Origin of the sequence: Marinilactibacillus piezotolerans (assembly GCF_900169305.1) — a bacterium.
Taxonomy (GTDB): Bacteria; Bacillota; Bacilli; order Lactobacillales; family Carnobacteriaceae_A; genus Marinilactibacillus; species Marinilactibacillus piezotolerans_A.
Genome location: NZ_FWDP01000004.1, coordinates 1395537 through 1415801 on the forward strand (window position 1 = coordinate 1395537; position 20265 = coordinate 1415801).

The 20265-nt window shown below is 40.6% G+C and carries 21 protein-coding genes and 1 riboswitch; of the genes, 5 read left to right on the forward strand and 16 right to left on the reverse strand.

All coding sequences use genetic code 11. The features are described from left to right. Positions 1 to 102 precede the first annotated feature (102 nt). Complete coding sequence (locus B6F02_RS10370; protein WP_179128576.1) at positions 103 to 936, forward strand: MurR/RpiR family transcriptional regulator; 834 nt, start codon at positions 103 to 105, stop codon at positions 934 to 936. A 154-nt stretch (positions 937 to 1090) separates the two neighbouring features. Here the strand turns inward: B6F02_RS10370 and B6F02_RS10375 are convergent, their stop codons facing one another. Further along, on the reverse strand, positions 1091 to 1678 hold the full coding sequence (locus B6F02_RS10375) for a uracil-DNA glycosylase family protein (RefSeq protein WP_080147270.1): 588 nt from the start codon (positions 1676 to 1678) through the stop codon (positions 1091 to 1093). Between the two features lie 249 nt (positions 1679 to 1927). On the opposite strand from B6F02_RS10375, the gene B6F02_RS10380 reads away from it, so the two are divergent. Further along, entirely contained in the window at positions 1928 to 2569 is a 642-nt protein-coding gene (locus B6F02_RS10380; protein WP_080147271.1) for a YczE/YyaS/YitT family protein, read from the forward strand. A 112-nt stretch (positions 2570 to 2681) separates the two neighbouring features. Here the strand turns inward: B6F02_RS10380 and B6F02_RS10385 are convergent, their stop codons facing one another. Continuing rightward, positions 2682 to 3551, reverse strand: a complete 870-nt coding sequence (locus B6F02_RS10385; protein WP_080147272.1) for an AraC family transcriptional regulator — start codon at positions 3549 to 3551, stop codon at positions 2682 to 2684. 273 nt (positions 3552 to 3824) lie between these two features. On the opposite strand from B6F02_RS10385, the gene map reads away from it, so the two are divergent. Then, positions 3825 to 4565 (forward strand): type I methionyl aminopeptidase, encoded by a 741-nt coding sequence (gene map, locus B6F02_RS10390; RefSeq protein ID WP_080147273.1) that lies wholly within the window; start codon positions 3825 to 3827, stop codon positions 4563 to 4565. Positions 4566 to 4670: 105 nt separating this feature from the next. Here the strand turns inward: map and B6F02_RS10395 are convergent, their stop codons facing one another. The 6 genes from B6F02_RS10395 to B6F02_RS10420 all read right to left on the reverse strand — a co-directional run bounded on the left by B6F02_RS10395 (position 4671) and on the right by B6F02_RS10420 (position 10403). Beyond that, positions 4671 to 5675: a tRNA dihydrouridine synthase gene (locus B6F02_RS10395; protein ID WP_080147274.1), complete on the reverse strand. Its 1005-nt coding sequence runs from the start codon at positions 5673 to 5675 to the stop codon at positions 4671 to 4673. Positions 5676 to 5900: 225 nt separating this feature from the next. Beyond that, entirely contained in the window at positions 5901 to 6347 is a 447-nt protein-coding gene (locus B6F02_RS10400) for a DUF4385 domain-containing protein (RefSeq protein ID WP_080147275.1), read from the reverse strand. A gap of 207 nt (positions 6348 to 6554) precedes the next feature. Continuing rightward, the gene (locus tag B6F02_RS10405; protein ID WP_080147276.1) at positions 6555 to 6950 is read right to left on the reverse strand and encodes a hypothetical protein; all 396 of its coding nucleotides are present in this window, start codon (positions 6948 to 6950) and stop codon (positions 6555 to 6557) included. After that, the gene (locus B6F02_RS10410) at positions 6947 to 8386 is read right to left on the reverse strand and encodes a UDP-N-acetylmuramoyl-L-alanyl-D-glutamate--2,6-diaminopimelate ligase (protein WP_080147277.1); all 1440 of its coding nucleotides are present in this window, start codon (positions 8384 to 8386) and stop codon (positions 6947 to 6949) included. The genes B6F02_RS10405 and B6F02_RS10410 overlap by 4 nt, the downstream gene beginning before the upstream one ends. Positions 8387 to 8707: 321 nt before the next feature. Continuing rightward, positions 8708 to 9478 carry an ABC transporter permease gene (locus tag B6F02_RS10415; protein ID WP_072693410.1) on the reverse strand — a complete coding sequence of 257 codons (771 nt, stop codon included), beginning with the start codon at positions 9476 to 9478 and terminating at the stop codon, positions 8708 to 8710. Further along, a complete protein-coding gene (locus B6F02_RS10420) occupies positions 9471 to 10403 on the reverse strand; it encodes an ABC transporter ATP-binding protein (RefSeq protein ID WP_080147278.1) in 933 nt (310 codons plus the stop codon). Before B6F02_RS10420 ends, B6F02_RS10415 begins: the two co-directional genes overlap by 8 nt. Positions 10404 to 10594: 191 nt before the next feature. On the opposite strand from B6F02_RS10420, the gene msrA reads away from it, so the two are divergent. Then, positions 10595 to 11428, forward strand: coding sequence for a peptide-methionine (S)-S-oxide reductase MsrA (msrA, locus tag B6F02_RS10425; protein ID WP_080147279.1), 834 nt, complete (start codon positions 10595 to 10597; stop codon positions 11426 to 11428). Positions 11429 to 11519: 91 nt separating this feature from the next. Here the strand turns inward: msrA and spxB are convergent, their stop codons facing one another. Beyond that, on the reverse strand, positions 11520 to 13364 hold the full coding sequence (gene spxB / locus B6F02_RS10430; protein ID WP_080147280.1) for a pyruvate oxidase: 1845 nt from the start codon (positions 13362 to 13364) through the stop codon (positions 11520 to 11522). Positions 13365 to 13598: 234 nt separating this feature from the next. After that, positions 13599 to 14231: a carbonic anhydrase gene (locus B6F02_RS10435; RefSeq protein WP_080147281.1), complete on the reverse strand. Its 633-nt coding sequence runs from the start codon at positions 14229 to 14231 to the stop codon at positions 13599 to 13601. Positions 14232 to 14622: 391 nt separating this feature from the next. Between B6F02_RS10435 and B6F02_RS10440 the strand changes: the two genes are divergently transcribed. Next, positions 14623 to 15810 (forward strand): MFS transporter, encoded by a 1188-nt coding sequence (locus tag B6F02_RS10440; protein ID WP_080147282.1) that lies wholly within the window; start codon positions 14623 to 14625, stop codon positions 15808 to 15810. Positions 15811 to 15912: 102 nt separating this feature from the next. Here B6F02_RS10440 and B6F02_RS10445 read toward each other — a convergent pair whose 3' ends face one another. The 6 genes from B6F02_RS10445 to thiW all read right to left on the reverse strand — a co-directional run bounded on the left by B6F02_RS10445 (position 15913) and on the right by thiW (position 19982). After that, positions 15913 to 16341 carry an SRPBCC domain-containing protein gene (locus B6F02_RS10445; protein ID WP_080147283.1) on the reverse strand — a complete coding sequence of 143 codons (429 nt, stop codon included), beginning with the start codon at positions 16339 to 16341 and terminating at the stop codon, positions 15913 to 15915. Between the two features lie 124 nt (positions 16342 to 16465). Beyond that, entirely contained in the window at positions 16466 to 17173 is a 708-nt protein-coding gene (tenA, locus tag B6F02_RS10450; RefSeq protein WP_080147284.1) for a thiaminase II, read from the reverse strand. A 71-nt stretch (positions 17174 to 17244) separates the two neighbouring features. Next, positions 17245 to 18066, reverse strand: coding sequence for a bifunctional hydroxymethylpyrimidine kinase/phosphomethylpyrimidine kinase (thiD, locus tag B6F02_RS10455; protein ID WP_080147285.1), 822 nt, complete (start codon positions 18064 to 18066; stop codon positions 17245 to 17247). After that, entirely contained in the window at positions 18063 to 18698 is a 636-nt protein-coding gene (gene thiE, locus B6F02_RS10460) for a thiamine phosphate synthase (RefSeq protein WP_080147286.1), read from the reverse strand. The genes thiD and thiE overlap by 4 nt, the downstream gene beginning before the upstream one ends. Next, a complete protein-coding gene (locus B6F02_RS10465) occupies positions 18695 to 19510 on the reverse strand; it encodes a hydroxyethylthiazole kinase (RefSeq protein WP_080147287.1) in 816 nt (271 codons plus the stop codon). The genes thiE and B6F02_RS10465 overlap by 4 nt, the downstream gene beginning before the upstream one ends. Further along, complete coding sequence (thiW, locus tag B6F02_RS10470) at positions 19494 to 19982, reverse strand: energy coupling factor transporter S component ThiW (RefSeq protein WP_372924840.1); 489 nt, start codon at positions 19980 to 19982, stop codon at positions 19494 to 19496. Before thiW ends, B6F02_RS10465 begins: the two co-directional genes overlap by 17 nt. Positions 19983 to 20110: 128 nt before the next feature. Continuing rightward, positions 20111 to 20199, reverse strand: a riboswitch (TPP riboswitch). Positions 20200 to 20265 lie beyond the last annotated feature (66 nt).

The following is a 20265-nucleotide window of genomic DNA, read 5'->3' on the forward strand; positions in this document are numbered from 1 at the left end:
TAAAAAAAATATCAGTTACTATTAAATGTAATTTTTCTTACAAAAAACATGTTATACTTACATTATCGAAGTGCATAATACCTTTAAATGGAGGCTTTAAATATGAAATTTGATTGGAATACCCAACATATGACAACCTCGCAACAAAAAATTGCTGAGTATGTAGAGCGTCATCTGCAGACAGTTTTGCTGTCAACAGAACAAGAACTTGCTGACACACTGAGTCTGAGTATTGCTTCTGTCTCTCGGTTCTGGCGTTCAACCGGATTTAAAAATATGAAAGATTTCAAAAAACAGATTACACAAAAAATGTTACCCACTCCTGCCAGAAAAATCGAAACGGTTCTATCTCAATCTGAAAAAGAGAAAGGGTTATCTAAAAGTTTTCATACTTCTATACAGCATCTGGAGTTTACTGCTCAACAGTTTTCTGAAGAGAACTTGAATAAAGCAGCGACACTTGTCAATCAGGCGAATAAAGTTTATATCTATGCTCAAGGGTCTTCTGTCGGCTTACAGGAGCTTTTGTCTTTTCGACTCGCTCGTTATGGACTTTCTCTGCATAAAATGATCAACAGCGGGAGCGAACTGCTGGAGGATATGATTCATATAAACAAAGATGATGTTGTGATACTTTTTGCATTTGGCAGAAAGGTTCTGCCAGAAGAATCCGTCATCTTCTCACAAGCGAAATCGATCGGCTTTAAAGTAATTGCAGTTACAGATCAAGTCGTTTCTTCTATTGCTGATCAAGCAGATATCACTTTATTCGGCAGCCGGGGTGAACCTTGGGAATTTCATTCAATGATTGCTCCCACTTTAATTGTGGAGATGCTGGTAGTTGCCGTCGGTTCTCAGAATAAGGAAAGCAATTTAAGTCAGCTGGATAAACTTCATGAATTGAGAAAAAAATATAAAGACCTGCTTCCTCGCTAAACCTATTTTAGAAAAAGGTTATTACTGTATTTATGCGATCAGTCCTTAGTTTGCAGGATTTATGACATTAGACAAAGAAAAGTCGCTGCCGTTATACGGCAGCGACTTTTTTGTACACAAATTTTTTAGTGAAGCACTATTAACTGGAATAGATTTATAATTTCTGCAGGTCTTGATGGACTATTTTTTTCAGTGCGGGCAAAACATCTGCTTCGAACCAGGGATTCCGCTTCATCCATCCGTAATTCAACGGCGATGGATGAACAAGCGGTAAATATTCAGGTGCATATTGTTCAAAGTTCCGAACGGTCTCGGTCAAGTTTTTCTCCCGGCGTTTTCCCAGATAATGTTTTTGAGCGTAACTGCCGATCAGTATAATGGTTTCAATATGCGACATCTCTGCTAATAGACGAGAATGCCATTTTTCAGCAAATCCTTTACGGGGCGGAACATCCCCTGATTTCGCTTTGCCAGGATAATAAAAATCCATCGGCAGATGAGCAATTTCATTCGTACTATAGAAAAATTCTCTAGAAACACCCATCCACTCACGCAGTCTATCTCCGCTGGCATCATTCCAGAACATTTGGGTTTCTTCTGCTTTTCGTCCTGGTGCCTGGCCGACGATTGCAATGCGAGCTTCTTTTGGTGCACTAAACAACGGAGAAACGCCGCGCTTTGTATAGCTTTCATTCATCGGATCCGCCATGATTTCTTGTCTGATTGCTTCTATTGTGGTCATTTCCTTAACGATCTCCTTGCTTTATTTTTTATCTTTTGAATTGATCTCATTTGCTTGATTCTATCGCTTTCTTTACACTATAACAAATTTCGATGCTCTATACTAAATGATCAACTGGTTTACTGCTTCACTATCCTGTATATCATTAAATAACAGGGTCATTTCGATAAAAGCTTAAAATCATATCCTGACTGTGATAGACTTAGCTTGTAATAACGATGAATGATTGAATGATGAGGAGATATAAACGTGCAGCAGATGAAAAGACTGAGTTTGATGGTAATCTCTATGGTATTTGTAGCATTTTCGGCTTCACTGACAATCAAAGCAGCTATTGGTCTAGCCGCATGGGATGCCATCGCTCAGTCTCTGGCGCACCTTTCTGCCATAAAAGTCGGCACGATCGGTATGATTTTAAATATTTCCTGTGTATTCGGACAACTGCTTTTATTAAAGAGCGCATTTCCGCCTAGACAACTGCTGCAAATTCCAGTCAGCGTTTTACTAGGCGTCTTAATTAATTATTTTTACTATACCCTCTTTGCTTCTCTGACTTTAACTCACTATGTATTTACTTTGCTGTTGTTCTTAACAGGAACCGTCTTGGCTGCTTTTGCGGTAAGTATGGTTATGACACTGAATATCGTCACATTTCCGCTGGAAGGCTTTTGTATGGCACTGGCAGAAAAAACTCACACCCGCTTCGCTGTCATACGGCAGATGGTCGATGTCCTCGCTGTTCTCCTTACTGTCTTTCTGACCTTATCAGTTGGCGTTCCGATGACTGCAAGAGAAGGAACTGTAATCGGCATGCTGATCTTTGCCCCGCTTTTAGGCTTTTTCATCAAACGCCTTCAGCCCATTGTTGAAAATGTTACTGTAGAAGAATAACTGCGCTGTCTGACTTAATACTGATGTATCCATTTATAATTGAATGAAAAGCAAAAAAGTATTTCTCCTTAAAGAAATACTTTTTTTACTGATTTATTATTGCGTTTTATGTTTACTTCGTAATTTTCTTGACTGGCAACCATATTTCACTGTACGCATACCCACTTTTCTGATCATCCATTTTAGTAAATGAAAAATTCGGTGCCTGAATCAATTCATAATCAGAAGCCGGCAGCCACTCTGAGTAAGTTCTTGCCATGGTTTCTTGTAATACTGAAGGAAAAGGTCCTTCACATGGAAATACTGCCCAAGTGCAAGCTTCAACGAATATAGTATCTAAATCGTTGCTGATTTGACTTTCGGTTGTCATTACCCCAATCAAGTGCGTCAATTCTCCCTCCTCTTTCATAAAGTTTTCGTCAGCATCATAAGACACATTTACAATTTCACGTGGTTCTATATTTTGAAGAGTATGCATTTCTTTCCTTTGCTTCTCTGTAATACTCTGAGCCAGCTCGACAATTGCATTATTGACGCCTTCAAACTGCATTGGAACTCGTTTGCTGACCCCTGCGAAGCTAAATGCCGGTTTTTCTTCGATTCGGTAGTTCATTGAAATGCCTCCTTTTACATCAATGAAGAAAGATAGTCTTGGTACAAATTTGCTCATCCCTTTTTTGTGAACATCTGATGGTAAGAACCCACACCAATTCTTAAAGGCTCGCGTAAATCCATCAAGCGATTGGTATCCATACTTGAATGCCACTACTGTTACTTTTTCTCCACTCAATAAGTCTTTGTTGGCTTCTGTTAATTTACGGTTTTTTATATACTCAGTAACCGTCATACCAGATAAATGAAAGAACAACGTCCTTAAGTGATAATCAGAAACCCCCGCATATTCCGATAGTTTTTCAAGGGAGTCATCTTCAGTCAAATGCTCCTCAATATAGTCAATTACTTGATTCAGTTCTTTTAACATGGTCTCCTCCTTTCATAACTGTATAATAACAAAGTCACTGAGATATGACTCGATCATTTAGAAGCAAAACTGTCGTATTTCTCATTTTTATGTGAATAGTGTGGAAAATGAATAGTCTTATAAATAAGCCTTTTGGATATTTGAACAGAACCCATGATTCTATCCGCCAGGTTTAATAAGCAAAAAAATAAATACCTGATAGAATCATTCGATTTATGATACACTTTAACCGACAAAATACCCCAAATTAAAATAATGAATAGAGGAAACAACATGATAGCAAAAACAGAAGAAGATTTTAATGGATTAAAAGAAATCGGCAAGATTTGCGGATCCATTCGTGACGCATTAGTGGCGCATACAAAAGCGGGTATAACGACGAACGAGCTGGATGAAATGGCAAAAGACCTTTTTGAAAAGGCTGGAGCTCAGTCTGCCCCTAAAGGAGAATACACCTTCCCTGGGTATACTTGTATCAGCGTAAATAAAGAAGTAGCGCATGGTATTCCTGGTAATCGAATCATTCAAGAAGGTGACTTGGTCAATATTGATGTTTCCGGTTCTAAAGACGGTTACTTTGGGGACACGGGTGTTTCATTTGTCGTCGGAAAAGGGGATCCTGATGCACATAAGGTGTGTGAAGTCGTAAAAGAAGCTTTCGAAGCGGGACTTGCAAAGGCAAAACCTGGTTCAAACGCCAGCGGACTCGGAAAAGCGGCACATAATGTTGCCAGAAAACATAACTTGACCGTCATCAAAAACCTGACTGGTCACGGCATCGGGCGTTCTATTCACGAATCACCCAACCATATTTTCAATTACTACACTCGTCATGACGACACTTTATTAAAAGAAGGTATGGTCATTGCATGGGAACCTTTTATCTCGACCGCTGAAGAAGAAGTTTTTGAAGGCGATGACGGATGGACTTTTTTAGTCAAAGACAGCTATGTCGCTCAATATGAGCATACAATCATTCTTTCAAAATCTGGCCCAATCATTACGACGCTGTAGTCAGCAGACACTTTCTGGATGATTGAAGCGAGCTTTTTAACTGAAATCACAAAATAAAAAATAGGCTTTGCTGATCATATGCCAGCAAAGCCTATTTTTTGATTACTATTTTACAGATACCGTTTTTTCTGGTACTTCTAGTATTTCCGGATGATGTGCTTCGTACTCGTCTAACAATGCACGAACCTCATTGGTGGTGACGGTTTCCATCAATTTTGTTCTCAACTCGCTGGCACCTTTTATTCCGCGTACGTAGATTTTGAAGAAACGACGCAGCGGTTTGAATGAACGTCCGTCTTCAACAGAATACTGATCAAACAAATCCAGATGCATTCTTAAAAGGTCCAGCAGTTCTTTGCCGCTGTGCTCTCTAGGTTCTTTTTCAAAAGCGTGCGGATTTGTGAAGACTCCGCGTCCAATCATGACTCCGTCGACACCGTATTTTTCAACCAGCTCCAAGCCGGTTTTGCGGTCAGGAATATCTCCATTGATCGTAAGCAGCGTATCGGGAGCAATTTCGTCTCTCAGTTGCTTGAGATCTCCGATCATTTCCCAGTGTGCATCATACTTGCTCATTTCATTTCTGGTTCTTAAATGAATCGACAAGTTGACGATATCTTGTTTCAACAAGTGTGTAATCCACTCGCGCCACTCGTCTAACTTCGCGTAACCCAGTCTTGTTTTTACGCTGACTGGAAGTCCTCCAGCTTTTGCTGCTTCAATCAGTTCGGCAGCGACTTCTGGACGCTTGATCAGACCGCTTCCTTTTCCTTTTTTAGCCACGTTCGGTACCGGGCAGCCCATGTTGATATCGATCCCTTTGAAGCCTGCTTCCGCCATCCCGATACTCATTTCACGGAAGAATTCCGGCTGGTCTCCCCAGATATGCGCCACGATCGGTTGTTCATCTTCTGTAAAGGTCAGACGTCCGCGTACACTATTGCGTCCTTCTGGGTGGCAGTAGCTCACTGTATTCGTAAACTCCGTAAAAAAGACATCCGGTCTGCCGGCTTCAGCGATGACATGTCTGAAGACAACGTCCGTGACATCCTCCATTGGTGCCAAGACGAAAAACGGCTTCGGCAAGTCTTTCCAAAAATTATTTTCCATATTTAATAACGAATCCTTTCTTATTCAAATCCACTATTCTGTTCATTTAAATAGGTAAGTTCACCTTTCAATTTACCTAGACTAACTCTATCTATTTTAGCTGTTATAGCGATTTTGTCAAATGTACTTTTAATAAATAAGTAGATTGACTCAATAAAAAGTCAACTTCGGTCACAAACTTGATCAAAGTTGATTTTTTATAAGGAAGTATAATGAAGTGAACAATCAACCATACTTTTTCTGATGAGCCCTTTTCATTTTCAGATATGCTTTATCTTCGCGGACAATCTTCCACTTTTCCTCAAAGATTGCTGCTGACTCAGCTTTTTCTTCATTGATTTCCCGCTCTTTTACTTCACCGTTCTCGTCGTATTTCTTTCCGCCTTTATAATTCGCATAGCGGCGCGAACGGGTATAGCCCATCTGCAGAAATTTCCTGGCCATGTCCATTCCGACAAAGTCCTCTGCTTCTTTGTAATCCAGATAAATCTGATAAATTTTTTCAGATGATTTCTTGGCAATCTCAGGTGTCTTGAAGCGCCAGTGCGGCAGGATCTCACCTTTGTACGGCTCGACCATCAGTACACCCTGCTCGCCGCGTCCGACTCTATACAGCTCGGGTTGCTCGCGAAAATCAATTTTATCGAAGTCCAAATCATAGTTGAAAGCCATATACCATTCCTCTTTTCACTCATCTGATATTGTTTACTCGTATTTTTATCATATCATCCAGCAGCAGAATGATTGAGTAAGAGACCTTGTGGCAAGATAATGATAATCGCAATGGTATAGATACTTATTCGGCTTTCCTTATTTTAAGCAGTGATAGAGATTCACACTTTTTTCATCTTCTTTTATTATTCCATTCATTCTTTAGTGTTAAGAAAGTCTATCTAAACCATCCTTTTTGGTCTTTTCTGGGTTTTTCAAGCGATTCAATTTTATGATATCAGAATAGCGAAAAATAATAATGAAAATGCCCACCATTACTAGCTCCGTCTCTATCAGAACGAGTCTTATATTACCAAAATTACCCAATCCGCTTACCGCAGCGACAGTCGCCAGTTCCATTGTAGATTTCAATGTTGTGAAAGCCGTCATCAACTGACCGCTTTTGTGCTCAGGCAAGACGAATTGGGTCAAAGTGTAAAAGCCAGTATGGATGTACGTCAGCGCGAAAAAATCAGGAAGACAAGAAAAAAGATACTTTCCAATTGGAGAGTATCTTTCACTGCGTGTCGAGAGCTGGATACTAGATCCAACAATATTCTTCATTTTTTCAATTGTTTTCTTATCAATTTGACTGTTTCTGTATCTGTAGCAGTTCCTAATTCAAAGTGTTGTTGGTAAGTTTCATGTCCTTTACCTGTTACGACGATGATCGTCGGGCCAGCAGCTGCAGCTGCAGCTTTATAAACAGCACGCGTTCGATCCATTTCTACGACAATACCCTTATCTAGATATTTTTTATATTCTTCTTTCATTTCTTCTTCAGGTACTTTGTTCAAATCGTCTAAAGTTAAAATCGTTTTGTCGCTTCTTTTAGAAGAAACCTCAATCATTTTATTTCGTTTAGTTATATCTCTATTTCCTCTAAAACCAAAAATATGGATTAGGCGATACTTTGGATAAACTTCCCTTACCGTTTTCAGCAGCAGATCTACAGCTTCAGCAGTATGAGCATAATCGACTACTGAATAGACTTCGTCCTTTATTAGATAGCTCTCAAATCTTCCCGCTATCTGTTCAATATCTTGTATCCAATCATTTATTTGATTAAATGACTTGCCCATATCATAAACAACTGATCCTGCCATTATTGTATTGATTACATTATAAGTTCCTGGCAGCGGAGATTTCACCTTATAAGTGTCCTGTTCTATTGATATCATACCATTCGTCTTTAGAATTTCATCTATTTGAATGTTAGCATTGTTCTTACTCCCGACTGTCAGTACTTCCCGACCTTCTTGTTCTAACAAGTTTTTCAATTTCATTCCCCAGTCATCGTCTGTATAGACGATGGCTTTCCCATTGCTTTTCAAATATGAGAATAATCGTTTTTTTGAATAAAAATAGTCTTCCATTGTATTGTGATAATCTAAGTGATCATGTTGCAGATTCATAAATAACGCATAGTCGAATTCTAGACCTTCCATACGGTGCTGAGCTAAGCCTTGAGAGGAAACTTCAATGACTACTGCTTCATCATCAGATTGCGATAACTGTTCTTGAATGAAGCATGATGGCGGAGTAGTCAATGCACTTTTAGTTCGAACACCATTTACTTCATTGAAAATTGTCCCAAAGTAACTTACCCGATAGCCTATCTTTTTCAATAAGTGCTGAATAAATAATGATGTCGTTGTTTTTCCATTCGTACCTGTAACCCCTATAACTAATTTATCGCGGCTGGGAAATCCATAAAAAGCCGCAGCCAACTGACCTAATACTTTTCTTGAATTATCTACTTGAATATAAGGAACAGAAATCTGTTCAGCCGGATATTCTCCAATCACAACAGCAGCGCCTCGTTCGACTGCTTCCTCTATAAAATCATGACCATCCACTTCGTGTCCTTTTACTGCAATAAACAGATACCCTGCTTTTACTTTAGAAGAACTTTCTGTTATCCCTGTGATATCCTTATTTTCTGTCGAGTTTTGAAGTTCAGTAACAGAGCTGAGCTTTGATAACTTGTAGAGTTCCATCTTCCTTCTCCTTAACCTTGATAAATCTATAATCAATATTCCTTTATTTTTATTAAAACAATATGGTTGTAACTTACTTTTTTTACTTTCCTAACGATAAAGTAAAAAAGTCTTTACTTCAACTAAAAGAAATAAATAACAAGAACAACTTTATACATATATTTTGCAGTTCAGTTTAAATACTTAAATTCATCATTTAATGAATTAACTTGTCATCATGATTTGCATATAACTGCTGCAACAAAATCAATCATTTAAAGCTGCAGGTAAACAAAAAGCTGATTTTGAACAGGATTTTGTTCAGAACCAGCTTTTCTATTATTAACTTCTCAATCCGCGGCCTTTTTCAATCAGGTACCAGCAGATTGCATACAATACTACGATGAATATGATGAGAATAGCTATTGATAGTAAAACAGGTACGTCGATTACGCCAAGGAATCCATAACGGAATCCTGAAACCATATAAACGATCGGATTGACCTGAGAAACTGTCTGCCAGAATGGCGGTAGTGTCGAGATCGCGTAGAATACTCCACCTAGATAAGTCAGCGGTTGTAAGACAAATGTTGGTACGATCGATACATCATCGAATGATTGAGCAAAAATTCCGTTCAGCAATCCTGCTAATGAAAATAATGTTGAGGTCATTAATAGTGTTAGAATGACCATAAACCAGGAGTACACTTGAAGCGGTACAAACAAGAGTGAAATGATCGTTACCAGTGTACCAACAAGTATACTTCTGCCGAGTCCGCCAATCACGAATCCCCACATAATGACATGGGTCGGTACTGGCGCAATCAGCAGTTCTTCAATATTCTTCTGAAACTTTTGAGAGAAAAACGATGAAGAAACATTGGAATAAGAACTGGTAATGACAGACATCATGATCAGACCCGGAACGATAAATTCCATGTAGGAGAATCCTTCCATCTGTCCAATTCGTTCTCCGATCAAATTTCCGAAAATAACAAAGTATAGTGATGTCGTGATAACTGGTGGTACTAATGTCTGTACCCAGATACGTAAATAGCGGTTTGTTTCCTTGACCGCCAGACTTTTCAGTGCGGTTAAATAAAGATTAAACATGTGCAGCCTCCACTTGATTTTCTTCTGTGATTTTCAGGAACAGTTCTTCTAAACGATTGGATTTATTCCGCATCGAAAGAACTTTTATTCCTTGTTGTGTAAGCTGGTTGAAGACTTCATTAATTCCCTGATTCCGCTCCACTTCAACTTCAAGTGTATTTTCATCTACCAGCGTGCTAGTATACCCTTTGATCTCGGGTACCTGAGTATGATCGTCCAGATCAAAAATGAACGTTTCAAACTGCAGTTTTGCAAGCAGTGATTTCATGGTGGTATTTTCAATCAGTTCGCCTTTTTGAATGATTCCGATATTGCGGCACAGCATTTCTGCTTCTTCCAGATAATGGGTCGTCAGGATAATGGTGGTTCCGTTCTGATTCAATTCTTTCAGGAAAGTCCACATTTCCCGGCGCAGCTCGATATCCACGCCCGCTGTCGGTTCATCTAATATCAGTAAACGAGGTTCATGCATCAATGCGCGTGCAATCATCAAACGCCGCTTCATTCCGCCAGACAGCATACGAGCACGTTCATTCCGTTTTTCCCACAAGTCAGATTGCTTCAAGTATTTTTCACTGCGCTTCAACGCTTCTTTACGCGATACACCATAATATCCCGCTTGATTGACGACAATCTGTTGTACGGTCTCAAATGGATTGAAGTTGAATTCCTGCGGCACTAATCCAATCTGTTGTTTTAAGCGGACTAAATCCGTATCTAAATCATACCCAAGGACATTTACTTTTCCAGACGTCTTATTTACGAGTGAGGTAATAATACCGATTGTTGTTGATTTTCCGGCACCGTTTGGACCTAATAGCGCATAGAAGTCTCCTTCTTCTACGGTCAGGTCAATGCCTCGCAGAGCTTCAACCCCGGTTCCATAGACTTTTCTCAAGTCTTTTATTTCTAGTGCATATGTCATGTACGAACAATCTCCTTAAACTTTGATGCTTTATTTTAACATGGAATGACTTACTATTTGTATAAAAAGAGATTTTCTCATCAATTTGTCCTCTGGCAGCGACTACATTCTATTGGATTATCAGATATGCTATACTTAGTCCACATTTTACTAACAGAAAGAGCTAACTTGAACCAGAGGTGGAGGTTGAAATGAAACCTGATCAGGAAACGTTACTCAATACTTTATATAATCTAATATTGAATCCGGCGACTCGGGAATTTGAGCGGTCTGTACTGCAGTCTGCTAAAGATACGTTAGATGACGATAGAAATCTGAACCGCCACTTGGCAGAAATTGAGGCTCAATTGCGTCCGCTGGCTTTAAGGAACAATTTGACGCCGGATGTAATGGATTTTTATAACCGGATCACGGAGAACGATTCGGCGGTTGATTCATTTGATTTCTCCAGCCATCAGCTTGAGAGTGCAGAATATCAGGATTCGGCTACCTTTGCTGGAGGCTGTTTCTGGTGCATGGTCGAACCCTTTGAAGAACGGACAGGAATCCTATCTGTCTTATCCGGATATACCGGAGGAGATTTTGAGAACCCCAGCTATGACCAGGTAGTTGGTCAGTACACCGGTCATGTAGAAGCCGTGGAAATCCTTTTTGATAAACGGTTGATTGAGTATGAAGAGCTGTTGGACATTTTCTGGAAATTAACGGATCCAACAGATGCTTCCGGTCAGTTCCAGGATCGCGGGGAACAGTATCGCTCGATCATCTTTGTCAAAGATGAAGAACAACGGTTGACCGCTGAACGTTCCAAGCAGCAGCTGGAGGAATCTCATACATTCAAACAACCGATCGTGACTGAAATCAAATCCGCTGGAACCTTCTGGCCGGCTGAAAATTATCATCAGCAGTTTTATACGAAGAACCCAAAGCGGCATAAAGGCATGTGGAAATCTCATAAGCAGTTTCTGTTCTTTAGACGATTGCAAGCCAAACTATACTACGGACTCAAACGGTTCAGAAAATAGCTCAACGCATGATTTTGAAACAAGCAAAAAGGACGTTGGTGAAAAATCCCAGCGTCCTTTACTCATTCTATCCTTTTAAAATAAAATAGATTTAAATCTGTTCTTCAGTATCTACGTTTGATTCTTTTAATCCATTATTCCCTCTGCGTTTATGCACATGCACGTCTAATCCTTCTTGTTCCAGGAATTGACTGAACGGGACGAGCTCTTCTGCTTCATAACGCTCTTTAAATTGATTGATTTCTTCTTCTGAATATACTTTCGGATCCAGTTTCAGTTTTTCTACTGGAATCGGACGGTCGTCACTGACTTTTAAATCAATGACTACAGTACGTCCTGATTTTTCCAGTTCAACAGCTTTCTGGAAGACTTCCTCAAGCTCGCTGATTTCTCTGACTGTGAATCCGACTGCTCCGAGTCCTTCACCGACTTTGGCATAGTCAGCAGATTGAAAATCGACACCAAAGTAATGATGGTTAGTGTCTTCCTGTTCCGCTTTAATAAACGCATACTCGTCATTTGAGAATACAACATGAATGCTTGGCAGTTTATGCTGAACAGTCGTGATAATGTCTTGCATGACCATCGCAAACGCGCCTTCACCGGTCAGATCCCATACTTGTCTATCTGGGAAATTTTTCTTAGCTGCAATGGCACCCGGCAGTCCATTTCCCATTGTGGCAAATACACCTGATGTTCTCCACATGTTTTTCGGTGTCATTTTCAAATGACGTATAGAAGTTTGCGTCGTATTTCCGACGTCCGTAGAAAAAATCGCATCTTCATCTGCAACTTTATTGATTGCATTATAGGCTTGATAGACTTGCAACTCGCCTTTTGTTTTCTTTTCCAGTTTTTCGATATAATCAGCCCAGTTTTTGATGTTATTCAGGTTCGCACGATACCAACCACTTTCTGGTTTTTCAGAAATTTTATCAGTGATGGAACGGATCGCTGCCCCAGCATCACCTAGGATAGCCGCATCCACTGGATGTCTTTTCCCTAATTTATAAGGATCAATGTCGATCTGGATAAATTTCTTAACATGATCAAATACACCTGTTACTTCAGTAAATGGATAATTGCTTCCTGCGAATAGTACGACATCCGCTTCTTCAAACACTTCTACTGCCGGTTTTCTGGCAACTCGGTTTGCAGAACCCAGCAGCCCCTCAAAATCATGCGGGAAGGTATCATAATTGATTCCTGTAACAGCTACCGGCGCTTTCAACTTACGAGATAGTGCCATAACGGCTTCTCCATTACCACGTGTTCCAATTCCGGCATAAATAACGGGGCGTTCAGCATTTTCTAAAATCTCAGCTGCTGCTTCGATATCTTTTTCATTCAGAACTGGATAAGGAAGTTCACGGTGACCGTTGGCAGATGAATACCAAGCATCTTCATCGATTTGAGCCCAACCATAGCTTACGGGGACTTCTACGCAGGCTACACCATTGCGGGTAATCGCTGTCCGAATGGCTTCATCCATGATTTTCGGCAGTTGTTCCGGATACGCTACGCGTCGATTGTAAACCGCTACGTCCGCAAATACGGGATTATGATTCATCTCCTGAAAGGCATCCATGTTGATTTCATTCTCTGCGCGCTGTCCAATAATCGCCAGCATCGGTACGCCGTCTTCGCGCGCATCATACAGTCCATTCATTAGATGCGTAGCACCCGGTCCGCCTGAGCCAAAAGCTACTCCGATTTTTCCACTGAATTTGTACTGCATAGATGCTGCAAGTGCTCCAACTTCTTCGTGACGTACTTGTACAAAATCAATATTGGTCTCTTCATGTTTCAAAGCATCCATCCAAGAATTCAGTGAGCCTGCCGGTAAACCATAAATCTGTTCGACTCCCCAGCTCTCCAATACCTTGATTGCCGCAACGCCAGCTTCAATTTTTCCAGGTTGAACTTCTTTTTTCATGTTTACTGATCCTCCTGTTATTGTTTATCATGCACTCATTATGTCGACATTGGATAAAAGCCATCTCAAAAAGACAGCTGATTGGTTTATATTCCGTTTTTAGCTTACACCCGTTATGTTATTCGTTCAAAGATTATGAACTGGAGTAAGAGGCTGAAGAGACTTTATGTGAGTTAAAAACAAAAAAGAACCTCAACAAGTGAGATTCTTCAATAAAATTATTCTATTTATAGCTTAAAGTTCATCTGAATCGCGGAATGTACCCGTCTCTTCATCATAAACCAGAACAGTCCCTGATTTAATATCATAGTGCCAGCCTTCTACTTCAAGTTCGCCTTTTTCAATCAGCGCTTGAACTTTAGGATAACTTTTCAGATGTTCGACTTGTTCAATGACATTCAGCTGTTCCATCAGTCTAGCTTTTGAGTGCTCATGGCTATGTTCGTGGACCTTTTCAACTTTCTCTTTTACATTTTCCAACGGTTTCAAGTATTGTTGTGTATAAGGAAGATGATTCAGTTTCTCCTGACCATCCAGAGCAGCCGCACACCCTCCGCAATTTGAATGCCCGCAGATAATAATTTCTTTTACTTTAAGTACTTCTATAGCAAATTCAATAGAAGCAAGAGTCGTAAAGTCATTATGACTTACCTCGTAAGCAGGAACCGTGTTCGCAATATTACGAATCATAAAAACTTCTCCTGGTTCGCTGTTTATCAGCCTTTCTGGATTAACGCGTGAGTCAGAGCACGCAATAAAAAGGGTATGTGGTTTTTGAGACTGTTCTAGTTCATGGTACAATTGCTCATGCTTTTTATACGTCACTTCCTTAAAATTTTTGAGTCCATCTTTTAATCTTGTAAGCATAATCTTTCCTCCGTTTTCATCCTATAATTTTACTATATCATATTTACTTATAGGTTCAGAGGAATCAGGACTTTTTATCCTTAAATTAGATCCGTTATCAGCAAACACGCACTCTTAACTACTCTATCTTGTACTTAAAACAGTCTCTGACATGTTAAAGCAGTATAGTTGGATTAAAAATATAAAAATCAGTAAGATCCGATTCTTCTCAGTTTAACCGCACTGGAGAAAGTTTTGAAATTCCAAAGAAATTATCTCATCTATTTGCCTATTTCTGACAGTATTGATCTTATTTTTTTGAAAAGACTACATTCATAATTAAATTATGTTATGGTATCTTTTATAGGTCTTAAATTAACCCGCTTTCCAAAATGATTTTATAGGAGAAATTATGTATTCATTACTACTGATTATTATTTATCTTGCTTTTATCAGTCTCGGGCTGCCTGACTCTCTACTCGGTTCTGCCTGGCCAGTCATGCAGAGTGACCTTAACGTTCCAGTCGCTTATGCCGGAATCATCACGATGACGATCGCTATCGGGACGATTGTTTCTAGTCTCTTTTCAGATAAGCTGACTAAAAAGTTGGGCGCAGGTTTAGTCACATTCATCAGTGTTCTAACCACGGCCATCGCTCTCTTTGGCTTTTCATTTTCCAGTACATTTATCTCGCTCGTCTTATGGGCAATTCCTTATGGGCTCGGTGCTGGGGCTGTCGATGCAGCTTTGAACAACTATGTTGCGCTGCATTACGGATCAAGACATATGAGCTGGCTCCATTGTTTCTGGGGTGTCGGCGCTTCGATCAGTCCTTATATTATGGGATATTATCTGACTGGAGGCGAGAGCTGGTCGATGGGCTACCAGACAATCGGGATTCTTCAAGTAGGGCTCTCGCTGCTTTTATTATTCAGTTTACCTTTATGGAGTAGTCATTCGAACAGCAGACAAGACTCAGAAGAAGTAGAAGTTCAGTCGTTGACCTTCAAAGAACTGTTCAAACTCGATGGAATTGTCCCACTGCTGATTGCTTTCTTTTCTTATTCGGCCATCGAACAGACAACCGGATTATGGGCAAGCAGTTATCTCGTAGAAGCCAGGTCCATCGATCCAGAAACGGCTGCTCAGTTTGCTTCCTTCTTCTTTTTAGGCATTACTTTCGGGCGTTTTGTTAGTGGATTTGTAGCCGATCAATTAGGAGATAAGAAGCTGATCCGAATCGGAACCGGAATTTTGATATGCGGCATCTGCTTGTTGTTGATTCCAATCACTTATACAGGATTTGCACTTTTTGGACTCATAGTCATTGGGATTGGCTGTGCACCCATTTATCCGTCAATCATTCATAGTACGCCGGCCAATTTTGGCAAAGCTTATTCTCAGTCTATTATTGGGATTCAAATGGCTGTTGCTTACTTTGGGACAACTTTCATGCCGCCGCTATTTGGATTGATCGCTTCAATATTGAGTATCCAGTTATTCCCAGTTTATCTTGGAGTGGTTACCATTCTTATGCTGGTCTATAATGAACGGCTGAATTCAATCGTTAAAAATCGTTCTTTCAAAATAAGTCATTAAATAGATTTACTTGGTAAGCATACAATCTATTATTTCAACATACTTATTGAAAAGGACTTCACCAGTTAGAGTGAAGTCCTTTTGTTTTTTATATTCGTTATTTTATAACTGTTCTTCAGTGTACTGCTTGAACTGGTTTAAAATAGCTTGCCAGCCTTCTCTTTGCATTTCTGCAGGGTTCTCATTTTCTGCATCAAAAATCTGTACAATCTCTGTCTGGCTTTCAAACGGTTCAAAGGTGATCAGCACTTTCCGACTGTCTTCTAACTCATATGCGATCGTTTCATACGGTTCAACCATTTCATACGTCCCTGAAAAATCGAATCCTGTACTGCCGTCTTTTGCTTCCATTCTGGATAGAAAACGACCACCGACTTTTAAATCATTTTCCGCATAAACGGTATGCCAATCTTCTGAGGCTTGATTCCATTTCATGATGTGTTCCGGCTTTTTCCAACTTTCCCAGACGACTTCCACTGGCTGATTGACGGTTGACTTAATGGTTATTTGCTGCCGATCCTGTTCCTTCATTCCCTTTTCCTCCTTGGTATCGAAACATTTTTAATGGCAATAGTATACTTCTTTCTTCCCATTAGAGCTAGCATGAATACATTTGGAATGAACATTTAAGCAGCATTTCCTCCGAAACATCCAGCTATGCTTTCGAGTGACCTGCCGTTTGACTCTCTACCACTGCTTCATCTTTCTTCCACGTTTCTCTCTGATACGACATTTCCCAGAATGTATATTCCATTTCGCTGCTGATGATGAAAGCTGCCATCATCTGTTCTTGAACTTCCGGCGAGCTTTCGGTATATAATTGGTCGATGACTGCTCGTTCCTGCTGGACGTTTTCCAGTGTGTCTGCACCGGCGTAGGATTCGATCCAACGCTGGTAAATGGGTACAGGTGACTGTTTAGACAATAAGGCGGTTCCCAGTTCCTGATACAGCCAGGAACAAGGCAGCAAACTTGCGGCTGCGGCGTTAGGTGTGCCCTCCAATAATTGCCGGTACAGATGCGACACATAGTGGTAGGCAGTCGGTGCAACAGGAACAGCGGCTAACTCGTTTTCTGTAATCTCCAGTTCTTCAAAAAAGGCTTTGCGAATCGCCAGTTCGCCTAGCGCTAAGTGCTCAGCATTACGGTAAAGCATGGCTTTCAGCTCTGGATGACTTGTCTGCTCTGCTGTCAGCGTGTAAAGCTTATTGAAATGTTTTAAATAATAATGATCCTGAATCAAGTAATACCGGAAAATATTTTGATCTAATGTGCCGGCCTGTAATTCTGTAATGAACGGATGTGAAAAACTCCCCTGCCATGAAGCTGCAGCTGCTTGTCTTGCCTTTTCTGTAAATGTCATAAGATCCCTCCTGAAAGTTTTATAAAATGAAAGACTGTTTTGTCACTTTATTTTTTCTAAAAAATCTTCCATCATTTAATCATTGTCACACTATTATTGATTTGTGCCCAGTGATTGGTTGGTCCATGTCCGTGGCCAACAAATATCTCTTGACTGATGGCTGCCTGGATAAACTCTCTCCCAATCACAATAGCGTCCTTTAAGCTTGTTCCTTTTGCTAACTCTGCAGCAATACAGGCAGAAAACGTGTCGCCTGTCCCGTGTGTATTATTTGTTTTGATTCTCGGAGCACTTAGCCAAAACTGTTCACCGTTTTCCAGCAGTACAAAATCAGCGGCTTCCTTGTTTTGACTATGGCCGCCTTTAACAATCACCGTTTTTGCTCCTAACGACTGCAGCTCTTTTGCAGCCTCCATCATATCTTGGTTGGTCTTGATACTTTTCTCTAACAGTATCTCAGCTTCAGGCAGGTTCGGGGTCACAATACTAGCTAATGGCAAAAGCTGTTCTTTGATAGTCTGGACAGCATCTCTTTGCAGCAGATGATGCCCTCCTTTTGCGACCATAACTGGATCCACAATAAGCGTCCCGAAGTCGACCTTCTTCAGATTCTCAACAACTGTCTCAACGTGTTCTGTGTCTGCGAGCATCCCGGTTTTTGCTGCTTTGATCTCAAAGTCTGCTGCAAGCGACTGAAATTGTGCATCAATAAATCCGCTTGGAATGGCTAAACTTTCCTGCACACCGTATGTGTTTTGAGCAGTCAGAGCTACGACAATACTCATTCCGAATGCCTGACGTGCTTGAAACGTTTTTAAATCAGCCTGAATTCCAGCACCGCCGCCAGAATCAGAGCCTGCGATTGTAACGACTTGCGGAGTACTATTAATCATTTTGATTCCTCCAATACTATTTCTACAGATTTTTTTAATGATTGAACTTTATGCGCAACGTTTTCTGCCAACATAATGTCGCTGACTACAGCTACGCCGTCAATCCCAGTGTTTTTGAATGTCTCCATATTATCTTCTTTAATACCGCCGATTGCGACGACAGGAAGTTCGACTTCTTCTATAATCGTTTTGAGCGTTTCAACAGACGTTCGCTGCGGATTCTGTTTGGTTTTGGTCGGGAAAATGGCACCGACACCCAAATAATCTGCTCCTTCTTTTTTCGCTTCTCTCGCTCGTTCAGTTGTTTTTGTAGAAACCCCTAGTATTTTTTCAGGTCCAATCAAGGAACGAACCACTTTTATCGGCATTTCATCGTCTCCGATATGTACGCCGTCCGCATCCATTGCCAGACAAATATCTATCCGATCATTGATAATGAGTGGAATATCGTACCGATCCGTAATTTGCTTTACCTCAACTGCTAACTGGTAAAAATGTCTTGTCGTTGTATCTTTTTCTCGCAGCTGCACCATTGTAACGCCATTCTGACAAGCTTCTTCTACAATTTTTAAAAACATTTCGTCACTGAATTCATATCTGCCAGTAACCAAATAAAGCTTCAATTCTTTCATTTCTTCCACCCTTTCACTCGTTCAAACCAATTTTCCAGCATCAGCAGAGACAGCTGATTCAGCGTCTGGTGACGGAATTCAGCCAGTCCCATGCTCTCTTGTTTGGCCTTTTCACCACAAAGATTAAAGTAGCTGATGGCGCCTGCTGTTGCTTCAAACGGATCATGACCGGCTCCTAACAGAGCTGCAATCAACGCACCCACAATATCTCCCGTTCCGGTGAAACGGTCTAGTTCGTCAACACCATTATTCAGAATGACAACCCGGTTCTGATTCACGATAATGTCTCGCTGACCAGTCGCTGCAAAAGTAGTTGCTGGATACTGACTGGAGATTTCCTTCATAGCTGCAATCAGTTCCGTTAGATGATCTTCTCCTTGATCCAATGCACTCGCATCGACTCCGCGTCCATGACTAGGCAGTCCGCAGAAATGTCTCAATTCTGAAATATTCCCTTTTACGACAGTCGGCTGATTTTCTACTAATGTCTTTCCGGTTTGATTACGGATTTCGCTAACCCCATACCCGACTAAATCAGCCACAGTCGGTTTCTTCTTTGCTTTAGCATAGCGGCTGGCTTCAATCAGACTTTTTTCTCGCTGTTCAGACAAATGCCCTAAATTAAGAAGCAATGCATCTGTCTGCTCAAAAAGCTGAGAAAATTCTCTCGGATCGTCCGCCATAATCGGCTTCGCTCCAATATAAAGCAGAGCATTTGCCATTGACTCACAAGTAATTTCATTGGTAATACATTGAACCAGCGGAGCTTTTTGTAAAGGAAACTGGGCTGAAAAATCAAATGCTGTATCCACTAAATTTTCCTCCCATAAATAAGCGCTGCGACTTTTTAAAAATTGAAGTATCTTTTAATTTGACCAAAACGAGGAACGCAATCACTGAACCGATCAATGTCGCTCCAATAAATCTTGGCGTATAGATGAACCAATAAAAATCTTGCTGGCTACCTGTAAACCAAACCATCACTGGATAAGATAATAGTGACCCAATTACTCCAGTACCAATGATTTCTCCAATCATTGACCAGATCATCTTACCGCCTATCCTGTAAAACAGACCGGCCAGAAAAGCACCAAAGACTGCGCCCGTCAACGCAAGCGGCGGAATGCCCATCAGTACCATACGGATGATTCCGCAGATCAGTGCCATTAAGGTTCCGTAAAGTGGTCCCATCAGCACACCTGCAATAATATTCATGACACTGGACATCGGTGCCATTCCCTCAATCCGAAATAACGGCGACAAGACAACGTCTAACGCAATCATTAAGGATAACAATGTTAATTTGTGGATTCGATTTTTTTCCACGCAAAAAAACTCCTTCCTGCAATAGCAAAAGGAGCGCGATCTGAGAAAGACAGAATATCCCCGTCATAAAAATGATCGAGTAAAAACTGTCTATAACGACATTTCCCTGCGCCAGTCCTAACTGTATCAGGTTCCATGGGTATAATCTCAGCATATAGCACCCCAAATGTTTCTATTCAATTAATTCGAGTATAGCATACTTATTCTAATATCGCTATCTTGTCTTTAAAAAGCTCTTTAA